The organism is Salegentibacter mishustinae, from assembly GCF_002900095.1.
GTDB classification, from domain to species: domain Bacteria; phylum Bacteroidota; class Bacteroidia; order Flavobacteriales; family Flavobacteriaceae; genus Salegentibacter; species Salegentibacter mishustinae.
Map to the genome: position 1 here is coordinate 1,801,927 of NZ_LLKN01000002.1, position 19,762 is coordinate 1,821,688.

Consider the following 19,762-nt stretch of genomic DNA (forward strand, 5'->3'; position numbering starts at 1 on the left):
GTTTTTATTCACTTATTACTTCTTCTTTGTTATCCAGGCTTTCAAATAAGGAATTATTACTCTTGAATTCTGGGATAAGTATTTTTAATTTTTTAACCATCTTTTCCGCCTTTAAAGAATTGGCCGAGCTTATGATTTTTTCAATTTTTTCTTTTATTAATTCATGATCTCTCACTACTTCCTGACCAATCATAATCTTTTTATGATGGGTTGGTAGTGTTTTACATTCATCATTCAATAATTCTTCATAGAGTTTTTCTCCGGGTCTTAGTCCGGTAATCTTTACTTTGATATTCTTATTAGGATCGTAACCGGCAAGTTTAATCATTTTTATAGCCAAATCCATAATTTTTACCGGTTCTCCCATATCAAAAATAAAGATCTCTCCTCCTTTCCCCATAGCACCGGCTTCAAGCACCAGCTGGCAGGCCTCTGGAATAGTCATGAAGTATCTTATGATATCTGGATGAGTTATGGTAACCGGACCTCCTTTTTCAATTTGCTTTTTAAATAAAGGCACTACCGATCCATTTGAACCAAGAACGTTTCCAAATCGGGTTGTTATAAATTTTGTTGTATTTGGATCTTCTTTAATTTTAGAGTGATAAAGCGACTGCACATACATTTCAGCAGCTCTTTTTGAAGCTCCCATTACATTACTAGGGTTAACCGCTTTATCAGTAGAAACCATTACAAAATGTGAGGCTTTATATTTTAAAGAAAGATCGGCTAAATTTTTTGTACCCTGAATATTAACAAACACAGCTTCATGCGGATTTTCTTCCATTAAGGGCACATGCTTATAAGCTGCGGCGTGATATACCACATCAATATTCTGATTTTGAAACATAAGTTCCAAACGCTTAAGGTTACCTACGTCACAAATAATGAATTTACAATCCAACTCAGGAAACTTGGCATTCACTTCAAGACTCAAAGTATGGAGTGGTGTTTCAGCCTGATCAAGAATAATCAGTTTCTTTGGGTTGTATTGGGCTACCTGTCTTACAATCTCGCTTCCTATAGAACCTGCTCCACCGGTAACCAAAATAGTTTTTCCGGTAAGTTGCTCGATTTTATTTTCAGGATTAAGCCTAATAGGTTCACGTTCTAAAAGATCTTCGATTTGAAGAGATTTTACTTTATTAGCGATAGGCTGAGTATCTTCCCCCCAGGTTGAAACAATTGGTGCATTAAATACCTTGATATCGTTTTCAAGACAATCCTTTACGAAGTTAAATTTTTCTTCAGCCGTAAAATTATTTTCAGAAAGGATAACTGCTTCAGCATTTACAGATTGAACAGCTTTATGAATTTCAGAAGAATAATTAATTACCGGTTTATCCAATAATCTTATACTTTTATTATGCTTTTCATTGGTTAGAAAACCAACTATTTTAAATCTCCTGGGGATTTCTATATCAAGCGCACCTGCAATAGAAATAGCGTTTTCATCAGCTCCAAGAATAACTGCATTTAAGATGTCTTCATCCCGACTAACGAGTTTAAAGTATTCGTATATTTGTTTTACTCCTAATCTAAAAAGAAAAAGTAAGGAAAAAGAAATACATAAATTAATGAACAAACCGCCTACCAAAAATATTTTCTTCCCTATAACGAAAAAGGTTATATAATTAATAACCAATAAAGTAAAAAACGAACTCATGGTAGCCAGGAGCAACTTTAGGGCATCTATATTAGAGGAATACCTAATAATCCCTGCGTAAGTTTTAAAAATATAAAAGTAGAAAATATGCACTGCTATTACGATAAAGGCTTTATCATAAAAACTGAGCACCGTATAATAATTAGGAGTAAGATCTATAATAAGTAAAACGGTAAACAGGGTAGAAATTGCCACCAAAGAAAGATCTATCAAATAAACAGCCCATCTGGGAAGATACTTTATATTCCTTAAATCAAGGGCGTTATCGGTTCCCGAGAGTATATTTCTTAATACCTTATTTACTTTATATCCCATAATTCTTTACTTCTGTTCTTTAAAACAGGATAAAATTCCAGCCTTGATTCGGTCTTTTTCTTCCTGGGTCAAGTTAGAACCGGAAGGTAAGCAAAGGCTATTTTCAAATAAACGTTTTGCAACACCATCTCCATAAAAAGGAGCATTTTTAAAAACCGGCTGCATATGCATGGGTTTCCATAAAGGTCTGCTTTCAATATTTAATTCTTCAAGATGCAAACGTAAATCCTCTCGATTTATTCCCCCGGTCTTTTTTTCATTAAAGCTTATCACACTCAACCAATGATTGGAAAAAAAGTCATCATTGGGAGCACTATGAACCTTAACTCCTTCAATTTCAGAAAACAAAACTACATAAAATTCGTGCATTTCTCTTCTGGCTTTCACCCGTTCGTCCACCACTTGCATTTGACCACGCCCTATTCCTGCAGAAATATTACTCAATCGGTAATTGTAACCAATTTCACTATGCTGGTAATGAGGCGCTGCATCCCTTGCCTGTGTAGCTAAGAAAACAGCTTTTTCTTTAGCAGATTGACTTTTAGTCACTAAGGCTCCACCACCAGAGGTTGTGATAATTTTATTTCCGTTAAATGAAAGAACCGCATATTCTGCAAAAGTTCCGCATCGCTCACCTTTATAAGTGCTTCCTAGGGCCTCTGCAGCATCTTCAACCACCGGAATATCAAATTCTTTAGCTATTGCATTAATTTCATCTACCTGATACGGCATACCGTATAAATGTACGGCTATTATTGCTTTTGGTTTTTTTCCTTTAGAAATCCTATCTTCAATAGCTGTTCTTAAATGCTTGGGACAAAGATTCAGGGTTTTCTCTTCACTATCTATAAATATGGGTGTTGCTCCCTGATATGCAATAGGGTTGGCTGAAGCTGCAAAAGTCATACTTTGGCAAAGCACTTCATCGCCAGCTTTAATCCCTAGCATCACTAATGCTAAATGTAGGGCAGCCGTGCCAGAACTTAAAGCAGCAACAGCTCCTTCTTTCGAAGAGCTATCAAATAGGTATTTCTTTAAATCTTCTTCGAAGCCATTTACATTGGGGCCCAAAGGTGCTACCCAATTCTGCTCAAAAGCTTCATTGACGAATTTTTGCTCAGTTCCACCCATGTGTGGCGAGGATAACCATATTTTATCTTTATTCATCTATATATTTTATAATTTTTCCAGGATTACCAACAACAACGGCAAAGTCTGGAACATCTTCAATTATTACGGCTCCGGCACCAATAGACGCCCATTTCCCAATTTTAACTCCGGGAATAATTGACGCGCCGGTTCCCACCTGTGTACCTTCGGCAACACTAACATTCCCCGTGAGGACGGCATTAGGTGCTATATGCACAAAATCGCCGAGGCGCACATCGTGTTCAACAACCGCACCAGAATTTATAATACAGTATTTTCCAATGCTGCAACCTGAATTAATAATAGCTCCAGGCATTATTACGGTGCCACCGCCAATTTGTATATTTTCTGAAATTATTGCACGAGAATGACTAATTGCTTCAGAAATTACACCTTCATATTTAAGCGCAACCTTTTTTCTAATTGCGTTATTACCAATAGCTAAAACCGTAGGTTTTTTAAGTTGATCTTTATTAGGTTTATGAATTACCCTAAAGTCAAGAAATTCTTTAACTTCGAAGTTGTCATCAAATACTGAATCTATTTGAATATTCCTGCTTTTTAGAATATCAAAAACAACCTTCCCGTGACCACTGGCTCCGTAAATATTCATTTTAATTTTTTCCGTTAAAAGCTTCCGTAGTCGCCATATTGGCCGTATTTATTCCTTCCGAAACCACTACTTTTTTAATCGTTTTGAATATAATTCTTACATCCAACCCAAAAGATAGGTTTTCCACATACCAAACATCATATTCAAACTTTTTGGTCCAACTAATCGCATTTCTACCATTAACCTGAGCCCATCCGGTTATTCCAGGCTTTACATCGTGACGTTTTCTTTGCCTTTCAGAATACAAAGATAAATATTGGGGTAATAACGGTCTGGGGCCTATTAAGCTCATATTCCCTTTTAAAACATTTATCAACTGTGGAATCTCATCAATAGAGGTTTTCCTAACGAACTTTCCAACCGCGGTTAACCTCTTTTCATCCGGAAGTAAATCTCCATTTTCATCCTTCTCATCAGTCATCGTTTTAAACTTAATAATACTGAAAATACGCCCATTTTTTCCAGGTCTTTTCTGAAAAAAAAAGGGTTTTCCATTATTCGCCAAAGCTAATAAAACTGTAATTGGAATTAATAACGGACTAAGCACTAATAATGCCGTAAAAGCAATAAAAAAGTCAAGTATTTTTTTAAAAAAGTGCTTGTACATAGAGGAATTAAGACATTATGCCAACTAAAATTAGGCTGTGCAAAACTATGACTTTATATATTCCTTTTCTAGATTTTTGTATTCCTTTAACAGAATTTGCCAAAATTCTTTACGCTCATAATATTTACAGATTTCTTCCCTGGCATTTGATGAAAGCCTATTGGTATAATTCCTATTTTCAACAAATAATTCCATAGCAGAAAATAAAGCAGAGGTATCCTTAACCGGAATTATAACACCATTAATTCCTTCTACAATAATTTCGTTACATCCATTAATATCGCTCACTATGGCCGGAAGAATCATAGCTCCCGCCTGCATCACAACATTTGGAAAACCTTCGCGATAACTGGGAAAAGCCAATGCGTTCGCAATTGCAAAATAAGGACGAACATCTTCCTGATATCCCGTTGTTATGATTTTCTCGTGGGTTTTTATACTATTAAACGTATCTTGCTTTAAAGGATCCAGTTCTTTTTCAAAAGGTCCTACCAGCAACAGGGAAATATTCTGATTTTTCTTGTGTAACTTTTTAAAGGCATCTACCAATTCATTTATGCCTTTCTCACTAACCAATCTACCAATAAAAATAAACACAAAATCCTCCCGGGGAATTCCGAGTGACTGCCTTTTATTTTTTTTCTGGTCCTCTTTAAAACTATATGGATCAAAATATTTGGTGTCAATTCCGTTGGAACTTCCCTTTCCCAACACTTTTAATTTATTTTCCTCAGCAAAACCTTCCTTAAGGATAATCTGCTTGAGGCCTCGCGAATTCGGAAAAACTTTCGTAGCCAACCTATAGGTTAATTTCTCTACCTGGTCTAAGATTTTTCTCTTTGTGCCGGTAGTTTCCATAAGCGGTAGTCCGGCTACCGTATGCAAGCGCAAAGGCACTCCAGCCAGTTTGGCGGCCAGCATTCCGACGATTCCCGCTTTTGGAGTGTGCGTATGGACAATTTCCGGCTTTTCCTCTTTAAAAAATTTATATAGCTTCCAAACCGCTTTTAGATCTTTTATCGGTGTTATTGCCCTTGTCATTTCAACCCAAAAGGTATTTACCTTGTTTTTTTGTCCATACTTATTCAGCCGCTCCTTTTCAGCTGCCACAGCGGTAACCTCATAATACTGACTCATATAAGTAAGTTGACCTTCTAAAAGCTTTTCTAGGGAAAGTGGGATAGTTGTGATGCGGATGAGTTTTTGCATAAAAAATACTATTGACAAATAAGATTATACTTTAAGGATATGGCTTTGCTATCCAAATAATTCAATCCATTTAGCTTTTATTTTTTGATTTAATGAATATGAATAAGTGTTTGTATCCTTAAAAAAAACTCCACTTTCGAAGTCATTCTCACTGTAGTATTTTGTTTTTAGCCCTCCGGTAAGATAGTAAAATCCAAATTTAACCGAAGCGATTCTATCCAGCGGAGCCAGCTCCTTCAGCAATAAACTTTTAATTTCATTTTTATTTTCAGGAACATAGCAGACATTTGAATAATAATAAAAGCATTTATTTAAAAGAATCACAGGTTTCCCCCAGAAATTAGCTTCAAGTCCCGTAGTAGACCCAAAAGAAATCACCTTATCTGCAAGCTCCATCAAAGCGTAAGTATCTACCTGACTATCGGGTTCAATAACAAAAATATTCTCTCCCAGGTTTTTCATGTCTCTCAAGTCCTTTACATAGGGATAATTAACATTCTTTAAGTTAGGATGCATTCTAATAAACAAATTATATTCCTGCTTATAATTATTTAATATGTTCACCACATATTTAATGCCCTCATTTTGGGTCTTGAAATAAGGGTTTTCGAATTCCTTCCCTATAGCAGCAAATTCATCATCGGAACTTGTATAGAGAATAATATTTTTCTTCCCATTTCTTATACTATTTGGGAGCTCCTGTTTCTGCATCTCTTTGGTATAGCTCTTAAATATCACAGATTTCCCGGCTTTTTGATCTTTAAAAAACTTAGATCCAATTTGATTTTTTTCTTTTAATGGAAGTTCAGAATTATTCCAGTGATCATCTATATGCTTCTTTTTGGTCAGGATATTGTGTGGTAAAACATTTTTAAATACTTCAATACTGCCCCCTATTCTAGCTCTTTCAATATTGAAACAATCAATCCTGTTGGCTAAGGAAGCTTTAAATACAGCTCTTAAATAATCCTGCCTACCATTAAAATTATAAACCACATCAATATTATTATCCTGAATAAATCTCTTTAAACTTAAATAAACCTTTAAAGAATTAATTGCGATATCACGAACAAAACTATTCTCAATTTCAAGTAATTCCTTGTCACGAGTTTTGGAAATATAGGTAGAGATCGAAGCCACTCCTATTTCAAAGTTTTCAAAATATAAGTCTTTGTTTATATACTGGTTAACAGCAAAGAAGTCATTCGCTGCTTTATTATGAGACGATGAAATGATGTCATCTAATTTAAGATGGATAAATTCTCCTGAAACTAAACTCAATATATTGCGAACACTTGTTTTGCATCTATAGCAATTTTCGGGTTTACTCTTTTCATTAAAGTAACAGGTATTAAATGAGTTAGAACAGGTGAGATAATAAATCTTTGCTTTTGGATATTCATCGATTAAGCTTTGAAGAACATCTGGCATGATCCCCCTAGAGTAGCTATTATAACTATAAATAGAAGCGATTAGAATATTCATTCTTTTGTATTAAAATAGCCTGTTAATTAGTTTTAATCAAATTGCACTTAAAATTAACTTATCCTTTTAGAAAATGAAGTAAGCATTTGTCTCAATTAATGAAGATGCGAATTTAAGTTTTTTAAGGACTTCTTATTGTCTAAATAATTAACTATCTCGTTTATTGATACGTTAAACCTATAATTAAAATAACTTAAAATACTCGAAATAAGTTCAAAATCTTCTTGATAATCACATGTTAATATAACTTTATTTCTAAAAGAAGAATGAAGAATTGGAACAGACAATTGCACATAGTTCTCTCTAAATTTTATTTTCTCCCTTAGCCCATAAGTTACGTGTTCTTTATAATTTTGATTAGGGTTTTTAATGGATTTCAATTCATCTAACGCCACTAACTCAAAACCGGATCCTTTAATAAGTCCATCTTCGTAAATCCCATCTACATAGGTATATCTTTCAAACAAAGCGAGAGAATTCTTTAAAAGCTCTATATCCACAAAGGGATTATCCCCGGTTACTCTAACTATTTCTTCTATCCCGAATTTATTTGCAGTTGCAATATACCTATCTAAAACATTATCAAGACTTCCCTGGTAGAACCTAAAGTCCTGTTCCTCCAAATACTGCACTAGAATATCATCTGAAGAATCTGTACTTGTTGCAACAATAACCTTTTCCCCCGTAATTTTGAGCCTGTTAAGAACATAATAAATCAATGGATATTTCCCTATTTTCATCAGGCTTTTTCCGGGTAGTCGCTTACTCGACATTCTTGCCTGCACTATAATCGCTCTATTGCTCTTCATTTACGAGTGTTATATTCATGGTAAGCATTTTCAAGCAGGCCTTTTCCATCCAGAACTTCCTCTACAAACTCCCTGAAAGCTCCCATCCCTCCACCGGATGTAAGAACAAGGTTTGATAGGTTTTTAATTCTATAATAAGCATCGCAGGGGCTGGCAAAAAATCCAACTTTATCGACGAGATTTAAATCGTTCATATCATCTCCAATATAAGCTACCTCAGACAGGGAAATATTTGAACTGGCGCAATACTGCTTTAAAGCCGATAGTTTATTTTCAACACCCAACTCAACATCTTGAATTCCTAGTTTTTCCATACGCTTTCTAACAAACAAATTATCCTCACCGGACAAAATTAGGATGGGCAAGCCTACGATAGTTGCCAGAGAAACTCCATAACTGTCCTTTGTATTAAATTTTCTCATTGAATCACCATGCTCATTATAGTAGAAAGCTCCATCGGTCCATACCCCATCCACATCAGAAACAAGTAACTTAATATTTTTCATATTACACAAGCTTATTTTATGCTGTTTTCAGCTAAAAATGAAAATCGGGATAAATAATTTCATTTTCGCTTATATCCTTTTTCAAAACCTTGCCTACCAGTAAATCTTTTTCACTCCATTTGTAACCATCCCCTGGGGACAGCATTTGAAAATCGTCCTCTTGAAGAATATCCCCTTCTTTCATGGATTTTTTCACAGCGATAGAACGTTCCAGTTTCATCTTAGTTTTTTCCACTGCGGGATCAGAAAAAATAGCTTTTTCACCCAAACTCAATTCTAGCAATCGGATGTCTCTAACCATGCGCTGCACTCCTTCAATCCCCAGAGAACCCGACTGATCTGTTCCTTTCATCATTCGGTCTATAGTAATATGCTTTTCAATTATCCCTGCTCCCATCGCTGCAGCAGCTAAAGGGGTCGCAATTCCAATAGTATGATCGGAATAACCGATTACAAACTCAGGATAATTTTCTTTAAGAAACGGAATACTATTTAAATTTACATTTTGGGGTATAGTTGGATACTCAGAGACGCAATGAAGAATAGAAATATTGTCGTGATAATTAGTAATTACATCTAAAGCCTCATTCAACTCTTTCTGGCCTGCCATGCCCGTTGATAATATTAAAGGTAATTTAGTTTCGGCAAGCGCTTGCAATAAGGGAAGATTTGTTAAATCTCTGGAAGCTACTTTCAATCTATCCGGGCTAAAATACTTAAGTAAAGATAAACAGCTGGGAGCACATAAGGTTTCCACAAAATCCAGACCTTTTTCTTTGGCATACTTATAAAGCTCATAATGCTCTTCATCACTTAATTCAAGAGCATTCCTGTGTTCTCCATAAGTTTTTCCAAAAGAATGGGGCGTATTATAAGGTTTTTTTAATGCAGAATTCGACAACTCGAAATTAAGATCCCGCTTAGTAAGCTTTACTGCATCCATCCCCATAAGCGTATAATGAAAAAGCTCATCTATAGCAGGCCTGGAAGCCAAATCAATAATTAATCTGGCGATATCAATGGAGCCATTATGGTTTTGGCCAATTTCTCCAATGAGATAAGTATGAGGTTTACTTTTTTGTGACATTTTTTATATAGCGCAAATTAAGAATTTGCTTTTACAATTTTATTTATACTATGCATCGTAGCAGATTGGTAATTATATTTTTCTCTGCAAAACTTAAAACACTGTACAATTTCATCGAGTTCAGCCAGGTTGTTTTCGGGATAATTACCAAAATTATGTGGATGCCACCATAGGTGATATATTTTATTCTTTCTGGCCGCATAGATCATTTCAGATTTTATCCGGTTTATTTTAATACGATCGGTAAAATCATTCCTAAAAGGCCTTAATAACCTACTTGCTTTTTGAGCGAATGGTTTTTCTAAATTTCTTTCCGGCTTATAAACTTTATCAAAACCTCCGGCATAAGCATCGCCGGTTCTAAAAATTTTTTGAAGTAAGCTATCTTTTTGAGTATCCTTCCAATACCAGGCCTCGGGATTAGAGCGTAAGCTTTCAATTCCAACCTGGTCACATACTTTCAAATATTCCATGTTAAATTGATTTCTTGGAAAAACCAGGGATTTAAGCTGCAGGTCTAATTTTTTCGCTAATTCCATACTCTTCTTTAGATCAGCCGTAAATGCTTTTAAAGTCTGTCCCTCTTCGAGACAATAGTAATGGGAATAGGTATGTGTTCCTACCTCCTGATTAGGAGTTTCAGTGATTTTTTTAATTAAATCGGGCGCAAAGCATAATTTCTCAGTTTCCTTAGATCTTATTTTATTTCCGAATTCATAAGCAGACAATTCTTTTCTTTTATAATCCGGTAATATGTCCGGAATATTGCTTTCCCATTCTTCCCAATTTTCATTAAAGAGCATCCCTACTGTAGCCCACGTACAATGAATATTGTTGGCTTCAAAAATCTTTAGAATCTCAGGAATCACTTTACGGGTATTAGAAAAATATTCAAATTTTTCTTTATAATTCACTTTATCGAATACTCCCCATAAGAGTTCAAAATCCAGAGAAATTACTAAGGTACCTTGCATTCTTTATTCGTTAATTGGTTAATTGGTTGATTGGTTAAATCGGTAATTGGTAAATTCGATAGTTCATTTTTTCATTAGTAGTGGGTTTCGACATAAGCTAACTTCGTTTAACCGGTAACCTCTGATAGCTATAATTAAGCTTTTTTCATTTAGGCTTTATATTATCTTTCATCTATTTTTATCCAGCCCTTAAGCACAACTCCATCTATTGCTACATCTCAAACTTCGAAATTAAGAAATCCCGAATCAAGGATTTTCGATTTACTAGATAACAATTTCCGATTCCCGAATTAACGAATCCCATATCTCCAGGCCGTTATTTTCTATTCTCAAATTAATCAATCCCAAATTAACCAACTCCATCATAAACTTCACTTCGTCACAACTTCACCTCATCACAGCGTCACTGGAATACTCAATTAAATCATCACTCCACAAAAGCCAATTCTTCTTTCTTCCGCATAGCTATCTCTTTTAATCTCTTCTTCTTTCTAGCAAACATAATACGATTATATTTCTTTTGAGCCAGATAATAATAAATCACAAAAAAAATAAAATACATCACCATAGATTTCTGACGCATAATGATGCCAAGGTTAGACATTATAAAAGTCATCGCAAAAGAAGACAATAAAAAAACCACAAGGCTCATCTTAACAGCCACCGGGGAATTTTTAATAAACTTTATAAAATCAGCTTTTAAAATCTTTATAAAAAGTAGCAAATACATTAAATTCTCTACCGATGTTATAAGCCCAAGAATTCCTGGAGCATCAAAAAACAGAGGCCGAAACCAAAAGGTGAAGAATTTATATGGCAAAGGATAAGATGCCATATCTACACCCGATCCAGATGTACTAAGACCCTGAGAACGATCTTCGGAAAAATCCTGAAAATCGGATACAAGATCATTAGAATCTTCGATCCCTCCCATTGCCAGTATTTGATCCTGTACTAATAGCAAGCCTCCAATCATAGCTACATAAATCAATATTTTGCGTCCGAAAGAAATTTTCTCCTTACCGCTCATATACCCGAGAACGGTTCCCACCGCCACAAATAAAAATACATGAGGCCTTATGTAATAAACTAAAATAGTACCGGCGATTAATGGAAAAAGGCGGGATTTAGGGTTTTTAACCGCGTAGGCAAACATCATCAGCCCCATAAATATCGGAGCTCCTTTCCCCAAAGAGGCTGTCCAGAAATGCATATTCGGAAAAAACAAAATTAAAGTCAGTAAATCTATACTTCTGAAGACCTTAATTTTGACAGGAATATTTTCCCTAAAAAACAAATATGCATAAAGAAATCCTATAAAACCCAGCCAGGCAAATAAAACCATCATCATTTCGTAATTGAAATGGAGATAATTCACGAAAGGATAAGAGATAAATTCGATAAAGGTAGTACTGGTTCCAAAAAAATCTATCCAATCCAGATTCCCTTCTTGCGGACTATCGAAGTATCTTTTAGAGTCGGAGGGATTAAATAAGGCATATGTATAATACACTCCAAAAAAGAAAACATGATAAAAGAATAAATAATTCATGAGTTTCCTGGAAAAAAAGGAGTGCCTTTTCGCCATAGAACTATAAATTCCCTGTGTTAAGAGAAATAATATAAATAATAAAATTAGGGCTCCTATCATGCCGTTTAAAATAATTCTAAATCACCTATACTGTAACTCCAATTTCGAAGCTGCTTATAGTCATCATAATCCTTCTTCTTCAAATTTACATTTTTCAAGGTAAGCCAGGGGCCAAAATTGGCTGTTAAAGCAAATGGGGACAAAGGAATTTCTCCAGATTGGCAGCTTATTATTTGAGCTCCAAATTTTTTAGCCAGGTTTTTAATTGCTTTATTCGCTTTTCTTTCAGAATCTTTATCACTACAAATTCGTTCTGATATTCTAAATTCTTTAAGCCTGCTTCTTTGCTTCACGTAGCCAGCTATATAGTAGCCATCCTCATGAAGGATATGATATTGTTGTAGAGGATTTCGGTCGAATCTCCAGGATAGGTATTCCGGGGTTTTGGGGGTAAACATCCCGCCGGCCACCTTCCTGTTATGGGCCGAAATGAGAAGTGCTTTTAAATTCTCTATATTCGAATTTTTATTAATTTTATAATTGGGACGCTTTGCTTTAAACTTCCAATAAAGAGGATTAGATGGCGCTAACTGAATCTCAAGTTTGTCCACTTCTTCCCAGCCCATTTTCAAATAACCGGGTTTGCTTTGTTCATTGGGAGTATTGAAGACAAAATGATCACCCTGTTTCTTCGCGATTTCCAAAGCCCGGAGCGTTAATTTTTTGAATATACCTTTACCCTGGTGTTTTGGGTGAGTGGCGGTATCAACAGCTCGAAAAGCCGAATATATCCGATTTCCTTTTTGCCATTTCCAGCGCATAAAGGCGCGAACTCCAATGATCCTATCCTGCTCTAAAGCTACTAATACCAGGGATTCACCAAATGGATTATCAATATGCTTATACCTCCACACCTTTTCAGTTTTCTTAGAAGAAGTTTCCCCAAGGCTAGCCTTTAAAACCTCAAGGATTCCAGGTATGTCCGTTTCTGTGGCTTCCCTTATGTGCATTGGTTGATTAGATTATTCGTTAATTGATTATTATTCAAGGCTTAAATTTTGAAAAAAAATCGCCCATTATAAATTCTGAACGAAGTGAAAAATTTAATTGTACGTAAACTACTTCTTCATTACAACCAAGGTCATCTGGTCACTCTATCCCCTTGCAACTTCGTTCCTACCTCCTCATAATATCCTTCCAACTCCTCTACCATTCGTTGCAAGCTAAAAGATTCCACGACTCGCTTTCGAGCAGTCATCTTAAATTTATTGAGCTTCTGGGGGTTATCTATCAATATTTGGCATAAACCTGCCAATTCTTCCCAATTTTCCACATCACAAAGCAGGCCATCCTCATTATTGCGGATAACCTCTTTAATCCCGCCGGCATTGGTTGAAACAACTGCGCATTCCATACTCATAGCTTCAAGCAGGGCTATTGGTAAGCCCTCAAAAGAAGAACTCATCATGAAAACATCCATGGCCTCAAAATAAGGTTTTACCTCGGTTTGTAAACCTGGAAAGAACACTTTTTCTTCCAGCTCTAATTGTTTTAATTCTTCTTTAATTTCATGTTCCAGAGGACCGGCACCCACAATAATTCCATAGACATTTGAATTTTTGCTTTCTATTTCAGCAAAAACCCTAAGCCATTCTACCAATCTTTTTTGAAAACGAAATACCGCAACATTCCCAAAAACAATAGCATCTTTGGGAATCTCAAATTCACTTCTTACCGGAACCTCCCTCGATTTCCGAACAAAGCTTGATGTATTTACGCCATTAAGAAGGGTTTTAACAGGAATAGCAGGATTTATATTATTTTTAATAGAATTAGAAACATCTTCAGAAACCCCCAGCGCCAGGCTTTGTTGGTTAAAACTATATTTATTTAAAATCTTAGTGATTTTATGATAGCGCTCCTGCATATTATGCTCTGTATATAACATGGGAATATTGGTTCTGGCATGGACCCACCGACCTAAAAACCCGGCCCAGGGTAAATGACAATGCATCAAATCAATATGATGATCCTTACAATAACGGATTACCTTCGCAGCCTGGAGTAGGAGTTGAGTATTGTTTTTTGCCTCAAAACATGCTACCTGCCCTCCTGCTTCTATTATGGCATCTCGCATCTGATCTTTCCAGGGAAGAAAATATATGTAATGAAATTCAAATTTAGATTTATCATGCAGCTTTAAAGTTTCCGGTAGGAGCATTTCCGCACCGCCTCGTCCAAGCGACTTTATAATATGAAGAATTTTTATTTTAGCCATTCATTTTTTTTAAAATTGCACAAACAAAGTTTGCATCAAAACTGCAAAAATAAGCGATCGTTGCTGTATAACAAGACTATGTTTGAAATTAACGCATTTTAACAAAGTTAGCATTACTCTTTTCTATAAATCTGAAATTCTCCAAAAGGCATAACAATGGCTCTAATTGAAAATAAAATCTATCCTAAAAAATAGTTTCCAATTAAAAACAACAAGCAATCTCATAAAAAAGTTCAGGTAAAACTTCTAATGCAATCGATTTATTTTACCTAATTTTCCCCGCATCCCATGATTTAAACCCAAAATAAACAACCTGATTTTGGTCAACTTATTAGTTTCTTTTATTAGAATTCTATAGATCAGGCCAATAAATAATTTATTTAAGATACCGAACCCTTTAAAATTAAGTGGAAAAATACTCCTGCGATAATAAACGGTATTTCGAATGGTATAGTAATAATACCAGTCCGGTCTATTTTTATTTCTTTCATGCAAATGACTCACAATTGCCTTATTAGATTTTAAAGGAATTACCCCATAATTTCTTATCATCCTATTTTGCAAATATTCTGTATCCTCTCCCCAATAAAAGAAATCTTTTAAAGGCAGACCGACTTTTTCAACAAGTTCTTTTGCCAATAGCACTCCCCACCAACCAAATCCAAAAACCTGCTCTCCTTGAGGGTTAATGACCCTGGGACTTATATATTTTTCTTCTTCAGAGGTAGCTTCCAGTAACCGCTGTAAGCAATCTGGTTGCGGTATTATATCGTCGTCCATAAGCCAGACAAAATCAGAATCACTGGCAAGGAATTCTTTCAGACCATAATAAAAACCACCGGCGGGTCCTATATTATCGAATATCTCGTATGTGATTTTCCCCGGGTATTTCAATTGAAAAGCCTCTATAAGTTCCAGGGTTAAATTATCATTGCAATTAACAATTATGTGGAGATGGTTTAGGTTATAACTACTTTTAATTAAAAGCGCTTCCAGGCAGTCTTTTAAAACCTCTGCTCGCTTATAAGTAACAATAACGGCAAAAACCTTTTTCATTAATTAAGTTTGCTTCGAAACGTATTTATAACAATCCAAAAATTTATCTGCTATTACCTTATTCATAAAATTCTTAGAAACCATTAACTTAGCCTGAGATACACGCTTTTTAATTTTTGACTGGTTGGTTAATATTTCCAATAAAGATTCTACAAAGCCTTCCTCGTCATTCTTTGTTACAAGCCATCCGGTTTCACCAGAGATAACAACCTCCCTAATACCCCCTACATTATAAGCAACCACCGGAGTCTCACAATACATCGATTCAAGAATAACTGCCGGAAGACCTTCAATAAGACTTGGTAAGACAAATATTTGGGAAGAAGATAAAATTTCCAGCACATCATTCCTATAACCTAAAAAGTGAACACAATCATCCAGTTTTAGATTCTTAACTTCCTCCCGCACCTCATCTTCCAATCTACCTTTCCCAATTAATAATAATTGTAAGTCAGGAAATTGGGCTTTAACCTTCCCGAAAATATTTAATAAACCAAGATGGTTCTTTTCAGGTGCAAAACCACCAATATGGCACAGTACTCTACCTTTTTTATAAATAAAATCCAAATCTGAAGGTATCTCACCATAAGTTTTCTCTTCTACACCTATTTCAACAGTAGTAATATTATTTGATGGCCACTTAAAAGTTTTTTCGAAATCTTTTTGACACTCTTTACTAACAGAAATGACATACGAAATTTTCTTAAGGTAAAACTTATTTAAATAAAACTTAATTTTAGAATTTATAAAGTCCCCCATTTTATTGGCATTCCGAAAAACTATGGGGACCTTCCAGGAATAGACGATCTTAGAACTTACTGCAAATTTTAGAGTATCTGCAGCATTGGCTTGAATTATATCGGGTTGGAATTTTTTTATTATTGTATTAAATTCTTTCCAACCTTCCAAGTCGAAAAAACGTTTGCCTAAAGGTCTATTCAAATGTTGAATATTACCATTAAATGGAAGCTTAGCATCTCCTTTAAAGATTGTCACCACTAAAACCTCATGCTTGTTGTTTAAATGATTAGAAAGTTGACAAGCGAAAATTTCAGCCCCTCTCAATTGCGGTTTTTGTATTAATTGAATAATTCTCACGAAATATTAATTTAGTGTTGAATTTTAAGTATATCACATACTCTTTTTAATTCATGAATCCAGGCACCCTCTTTTTCAAACCATTCTTTAGAATTCTCTTCTAGTTTAGTTTTTAGATCGGCATCCATTAAAAGTTTCTCCATCTGCTTAGCCAAATCTTTTATATTTCCGGTATCATATAACAAAAGATCCTCTCCATCTCGAAATAATTTAGGTAATTCTCCAGCACGAGGAGCAATTACCGCTTTTCCTGTAGCTTTATACTCTCGTAACTTTAACGGCGAATAATGAAAACCTTCCGCTGTCCTTGCACTTACAAGCGCTATATCAAAAATGCTAACAAATTGAGGGATTTCTGTGAATTTTTGCTTTCCGGTTAAAATCACCTTATTTTCTAATTTTCTTAATTGAATAAGATCCTGTATTTCTCTCATCTGATTGCCATCCCCTATTAACATTAAAATTGCTTCCGGATGTTCTTTTTCAATTAAATTAAAGGCTTCAACAATGTGGTCTATTCCATGAAAATCGCGAAAACTTCCAATCCATCCAATTACTTTTTTTCCGGTAAGTTTATATTCTTTAGTAATATTGGTACCATTGACATATGGATTAAATAAACTAGAATCAACTCTGTTGGGCGTAACAATAACCTTCTTAGGACTTACTCCTAAAGAAACCACCTTGTCCTTCAACTCTTCAGAAACACAGCAAATCAAATCAGATTCATTTAAAGCCTTAACTTCAAATTTGTCTTCTAACCATTTACCCCAAAATGGTCTTTTAACACCCCATTTCTCTGCTTCCCATACTGCCAATGCTTCTACAGATGTCACCAAGGGAACCTTGTGTTTATTAGCTAACCTTCTACCCGGACCTGAAAAGAGATCATGTCTTTCCCATACCAATACTACCTCTGCATTATTCTCCTGGTCTTCTATAGGCCATTTAGCAGGTTTAGAATTTTTAAGCCTCCAATCTTTATAAGCTGTTATAAAAAATTCTGGAATTAACTTTCTAATATTCTGTTTTAAAGAATTTGGTGAAATAGATTTATTACCCTCGGAAATAGGAAATAATCTGGATTCACTAGGTTTAAAAACCCCATCGGTAGTTGTGACCACAGCATTATCCCACAATTCTTCTCCAGCAGCTGCCCACCCCGAGGCCGTGATCCATCCTGCCTCATTTCCTTTCCATTCCGTACTTGCCCTGGGAACAATAAAAATGGCGGTTCGCTTATTCATGCTCATCTTTTTTTAAAAATTTTCTGTAATTCTCCACAATATTTTCCAAATCCTTATCCAGGATAACTTTTGTAGAGGTTTTTGTTTTAATGAATTCGCTTTCTTTTATAAACTGTAAAAGCTCCAAATCTGGATTGTGAATCTGTTGTTCTTCAATCCAATTCTTATTTACCTCCATGTCCTTAAAGTGATCCCTATAGTTATCGGCATATGGTGTTTTAAAAAAGGTAAAACCAGTAATATAAACCTCACTACACCCCGAATATAATGCTGAAAATAATGCTGAATAACCAACAGTAGGAGTCCATTTTCCGAATTCTTTTATTAAAGTTTTATATAACTTTCGAGGCAAAATGTAAACTCGTTGATTTCTTAAATTCCTTTTATAATAATTAAAATGTGCTCTTAGCCCATTAAAATTATTATTGGGATTTACGACAAATTTGACTTCCTGTTCTTGATAAAGATTGAAATCGATAGGACCACCTCCACTTGTGGTATTCTCATAGAACGAGTGAAAAAGAATATCCGTTCGTTTCCCTACAAATTTTTGCTTTTCAGAAGTTAAGGAGTAGGGTGCTTTGTTAATTCTAATTATATAATCAAAACCATTTATATAATCACCTAAATTTTCTTTATAAGCAGAATCCGCCGGACCTACAACCGCTACCCTTTTATTTTTTAAAATTTTTGCGGGATGAAATACCCTGGTTGTACCAAGCATTAAAGTTAGGGCGTTTATAGAATTAAAAATTTTTCTCATAATTTATTAAAACTTTCAATATACCCGGTATGTAACTTTTTAAGATCGGGGTTGTTATAGCCAAAAAACTGAACCTCATTAGAATCAGCTGCTTCGAAATCGTTGAATGAATCTCCAATTAGCAAGCATTCCTTAGGATTATAGTTATTTTCCTTAAGAAGGGTTTTAACTAATTCTATTTTAGGAGTAGGAGAACCACAGATATTTTTAAAGTAAGGGTTAATATTCAATTCATAACATAAATATTGTAGTTCTTGTTGGTCAGATCCTGATACGATATGCATTTCATATTTGTCATGATTGCTTTTTACAAAATTCAGTGAATCCTCAATGAGCAAATTGGGTTCTAATAAATTTTCTTTCATAATTCCTGAAAACCTGTTTGCCCATTTTTCCACCTCTTTTGTTGTAATTTCCTCTCCACGTATATTTTCAAAGAAATGTCGAAATTTAACATACCGGGACAGACCTCCATTTTTTAAATGAAACCTCATTAATTCCTCAACCTGATTAACCGGAAAATCTTTTAAGACCAATTCAAAGCCTTGATTTCGTACCGGCATAGAGTCCATTAGTACGCCGTCAAAATCCCAAAAAATTACATGTTTATTTATAAAACCTTTCATATACTGCTTCCGCTATTTCAAAATCCTCTACCCAATCAATATCCAGAGATTGAAAATCATTTAATTCCAGGATATATGGAGAATTTCCTATTCTATTTTTAATGGTCAAATATAGTTCCCGAGGAGCTAAAAATATTGCACTATTAATTTCATATAATTTTTTCAGATCCTGTGTGGCAGGCCATTTTTTATCTTCTGTTGCTCTATTAATAAGATCATTTTTTTCCGGATCCCACAAGAAAGTTTTGAAAATTTTAGCTGTTGCCAGGGAATCATAACCTTTCTTTAATACATCAAAATATTTATCTATTGCCTGATGATAAATTTCTCGATTAATAAAAGGAGATGTAGCATGAGTCCATAAGATATGATCACAATTTGTTAGCTTACCAACATAGCTAATTAAATCTGATAAATCCGTATCGGAATGAGCCAAATAAGCCGGTCGTTTATCTATTTTTAACCGAGCTTTCATTTCAAATTTTTCAGCGATCTCAATACTTTTTACATCATCAGTAGATAATATAATCTCATCCACCTTAAGGTTTCTTAATTGACGTAATTTAAGTTCTAAAAGCCCTCCCGGTATATCAGAAAAGGGTCTTGTGTTCTTGTGAGGTACCCGGCGACTTCCTTCTCTGGTTGGTAAAAATACAGCTATTGACATACGTTTGATATGAAAT

General features: G+C 34.9%; 18 protein-coding genes and 1 pseudogene. All 19 read right to left on the reverse strand.

The window, feature by feature from the left end; genetic code table 11:
* Nucleotides 1-4: 4 nt before the first annotated feature.
* On the reverse strand, nucleotides 5-1,981 hold the full coding sequence (locus APB85_RS11080; protein ID WP_057481659.1) for a polysaccharide biosynthesis protein: 1,977 nt from the start codon (nucleotides 1,979-1,981) through the stop codon (nucleotides 5-7).
* A gap of 6 nt (nucleotides 1,982-1,987) precedes the next feature.
* Nucleotides 1,988-3,148 (reverse strand): DegT/DnrJ/EryC1/StrS family aminotransferase, encoded by a 1,161-nt coding sequence (locus APB85_RS11085; RefSeq protein ID WP_057481658.1) that lies wholly within the window; start codon nucleotides 3,146-3,148, stop codon nucleotides 1,988-1,990.
* A 4-nt stretch (nucleotides 3,149-3,152) separates the two neighbouring features.
* A pseudogene (locus APB85_RS11090) lies at nucleotides 3,153-3,743 on the reverse strand (acetyltransferase); the annotation flags it as partial.
* Nucleotide 3,744: 1 nt separating this feature from the next.
* Complete coding sequence (locus tag APB85_RS11095) at nucleotides 3,745-4,350, reverse strand: sugar transferase (protein ID WP_057481656.1); 606 nt, start codon at nucleotides 4,348-4,350, stop codon at nucleotides 3,745-3,747.
* A gap of 45 nt (nucleotides 4,351-4,395) precedes the next feature.
* On the reverse strand, nucleotides 4,396-5,559 hold the full coding sequence (locus APB85_RS11100) for a glycosyltransferase family 4 protein (RefSeq protein ID WP_057481655.1): 1,164 nt from the start codon (nucleotides 5,557-5,559) through the stop codon (nucleotides 4,396-4,398).
* A gap of 48 nt (nucleotides 5,560-5,607) precedes the next feature.
* Nucleotides 5,608-7,044, reverse strand: coding sequence for a capsular polysaccharide export protein, LipB/KpsS family (locus APB85_RS11105; protein ID WP_103294457.1), 1,437 nt, complete (start codon nucleotides 7,042-7,044; stop codon nucleotides 5,608-5,610).
* A 95-nt stretch (nucleotides 7,045-7,139) separates the two neighbouring features.
* Entirely contained in the window at nucleotides 7,140-7,853 is a 714-nt protein-coding gene (locus APB85_RS11110; RefSeq protein WP_083482195.1) for a cytidylyltransferase domain-containing protein, read from the reverse strand.
* A complete protein-coding gene (locus APB85_RS11115; protein WP_057481652.1) occupies nucleotides 7,850-8,359 on the reverse strand; it encodes a KdsC family phosphatase in 510 nt (169 codons plus the stop codon). Before APB85_RS11115 ends, APB85_RS11110 begins: the two co-directional genes overlap by 4 nt.
* Before the next feature lie 31 nt (nucleotides 8,360-8,390).
* On the reverse strand, nucleotides 8,391-9,446 hold the full coding sequence (locus APB85_RS11120) for an N-acetylneuraminate synthase family protein (protein ID WP_057481651.1): 1,056 nt from the start codon (nucleotides 9,444-9,446) through the stop codon (nucleotides 8,391-8,393).
* A 17-nt stretch (nucleotides 9,447-9,463) separates the two neighbouring features.
* The gene (locus APB85_RS11125; protein WP_057481650.1) at nucleotides 9,464-10,420 is read right to left on the reverse strand and encodes a polysaccharide deacetylase family protein; all 957 of its coding nucleotides are present in this window, start codon (nucleotides 10,418-10,420) and stop codon (nucleotides 9,464-9,466) included.
* Nucleotides 10,421-10,847: 427 nt separating this feature from the next.
* Entirely contained in the window at nucleotides 10,848-11,972 is a 1,125-nt protein-coding gene (locus tag APB85_RS11130; RefSeq protein WP_229792196.1) for a hypothetical protein, read from the reverse strand.
* A 104-nt stretch (nucleotides 11,973-12,076) separates the two neighbouring features.
* Nucleotides 12,077-13,021 (reverse strand): GNAT family N-acetyltransferase, encoded by a 945-nt coding sequence (locus tag APB85_RS11135; RefSeq protein WP_057481648.1) that lies wholly within the window; start codon nucleotides 13,019-13,021, stop codon nucleotides 12,077-12,079.
* A 131-nt stretch (nucleotides 13,022-13,152) separates the two neighbouring features.
* On the reverse strand, nucleotides 13,153-14,289 hold the full coding sequence (locus tag APB85_RS11140; protein WP_057481647.1) for a glycosyltransferase: 1,137 nt from the start codon (nucleotides 14,287-14,289) through the stop codon (nucleotides 13,153-13,155).
* Between the two features lie 246 nt (nucleotides 14,290-14,535).
* Nucleotides 14,536-15,345, reverse strand: a complete 810-nt coding sequence (locus tag APB85_RS11145; RefSeq protein ID WP_057481646.1) for a glycosyltransferase — start codon at nucleotides 15,343-15,345, stop codon at nucleotides 14,536-14,538.
* A 3-nt stretch (nucleotides 15,346-15,348) separates the two neighbouring features.
* Nucleotides 15,349-16,410 (reverse strand): glycosyltransferase family 4 protein, encoded by a 1,062-nt coding sequence (locus APB85_RS11150; RefSeq protein WP_169929157.1) that lies wholly within the window; start codon nucleotides 16,408-16,410, stop codon nucleotides 15,349-15,351.
* Nucleotides 16,411-16,454: 44 nt separating this feature from the next.
* Nucleotides 16,455-17,690 carry a glycosyltransferase family 4 protein gene (locus tag APB85_RS11155; protein WP_057481644.1) on the reverse strand — a complete coding sequence of 412 codons (1,236 nt, stop codon included), beginning with the start codon at nucleotides 17,688-17,690 and terminating at the stop codon, nucleotides 16,455-16,457.
* Nucleotides 17,683-18,453 carry a glycosyltransferase family 29 protein gene (locus tag APB85_RS11160; protein WP_057481643.1) on the reverse strand — a complete coding sequence of 257 codons (771 nt, stop codon included), beginning with the start codon at nucleotides 18,451-18,453 and terminating at the stop codon, nucleotides 17,683-17,685. Before APB85_RS11160 ends, APB85_RS11155 begins: the two co-directional genes overlap by 8 nt.
* Nucleotides 18,450-19,079, reverse strand: a complete 630-nt coding sequence (locus APB85_RS11165) for an HAD family hydrolase (RefSeq protein ID WP_057481642.1) — start codon at nucleotides 19,077-19,079, stop codon at nucleotides 18,450-18,452. The genes APB85_RS11160 and APB85_RS11165 overlap by 4 nt, the downstream gene beginning before the upstream one ends.
* Nucleotides 19,060-19,746: an acylneuraminate cytidylyltransferase family protein gene (locus APB85_RS11170; RefSeq protein ID WP_057481641.1), complete on the reverse strand. Its 687-nt coding sequence runs from the start codon at nucleotides 19,744-19,746 to the stop codon at nucleotides 19,060-19,062. The genes APB85_RS11165 and APB85_RS11170 overlap by 20 nt, the downstream gene beginning before the upstream one ends.
* Nucleotides 19,747-19,762 lie beyond the last annotated feature (16 nt).

Bases quoted from the DNA above. Each gene is read 5' to 3' on its own strand.
- APB85_RS11080 (WP_057481659.1), bottom strand. From the start codon at position 1,981: ATGGGATATAAAGTAAATAAGGTATTAAGAAATATACTCTCGGGAACC.
- APB85_RS11085 (WP_057481658.1), bottom strand. From the start codon at position 3,148: ATGAATAAAGATAAAATATGGTTATCCTCGCCACACATGGGTGGAACT.
- APB85_RS11095 (WP_057481656.1), bottom strand. From the start codon at position 4,350: ATGTACAAGCACTTTTTTAAAAAAATACTTGACTTTTTTATTGCTTTT.
- APB85_RS11100 (WP_057481655.1), bottom strand. From the start codon at position 5,559: ATGCAAAAACTCATCCGCATCACAACTATCCCACTTTCCCTAGAAAAG.
- APB85_RS11105 (WP_103294457.1), bottom strand. From the start codon at position 7,044: ATGAATATTCTAATCGCTTCTATTTATAGTTATAATAGCTACTCTAGG.
- APB85_RS11110 (WP_083482195.1), bottom strand. From the start codon at position 7,853: ATGAAGAGCAATAGAGCGATTATAGTGCAGGCAAGAATGTCGAGTAAG.
- APB85_RS11115 (WP_057481652.1), bottom strand. From the start codon at position 8,359: ATGAAAAATATTAAGTTACTTGTTTCTGATGTGGATGGGGTATGGACC.
- APB85_RS11120 (WP_057481651.1), bottom strand. From the start codon at position 9,446: ATGTCACAAAAAAGTAAACCTCATACTTATCTCATTGGAGAAATTGGC.
- APB85_RS11125 (WP_057481650.1), bottom strand. From the start codon at position 10,420: ATGCAAGGTACCTTAGTAATTTCTCTGGATTTTGAACTCTTATGGGGA.
- APB85_RS11130 (WP_229792196.1), bottom strand. From the start codon at position 11,972: ATGAATTATTTATTCTTTTATCATGTTTTCTTTTTTGGAGTGTATTAT.
- APB85_RS11135 (WP_057481648.1), bottom strand. From the start codon at position 13,021: ATGCACATAAGGGAAGCCACAGAAACGGACATACCTGGAATCCTTGAG.
- APB85_RS11140 (WP_057481647.1), bottom strand. From the start codon at position 14,289: ATGGCTAAAATAAAAATTCTTCATATTATAAAGTCGCTTGGACGAGGC.
- APB85_RS11145 (WP_057481646.1), bottom strand. From the start codon at position 15,345: ATGAAAAAGGTTTTTGCCGTTATTGTTACTTATAAGCGAGCAGAGGTT.
- APB85_RS11155 (WP_057481644.1), bottom strand. From the start codon at position 17,690: ATGAATAAGCGAACCGCCATTTTTATTGTTCCCAGGGCAAGTACGGAA.
- APB85_RS11160 (WP_057481643.1), bottom strand. From the start codon at position 18,453: ATGAGAAAAATTTTTAATTCTATAAACGCCCTAACTTTAATGCTTGGT.
- APB85_RS11165 (WP_057481642.1), bottom strand. From the start codon at position 19,079: ATGAAAGGTTTTATAAATAAACATGTAATTTTTTGGGATTTTGACGGC.
- APB85_RS11170 (WP_057481641.1), bottom strand. From the start codon at position 19,746: ATGTCAATAGCTGTATTTTTACCAACCAGAGAAGGAAGTCGCCGGGTA.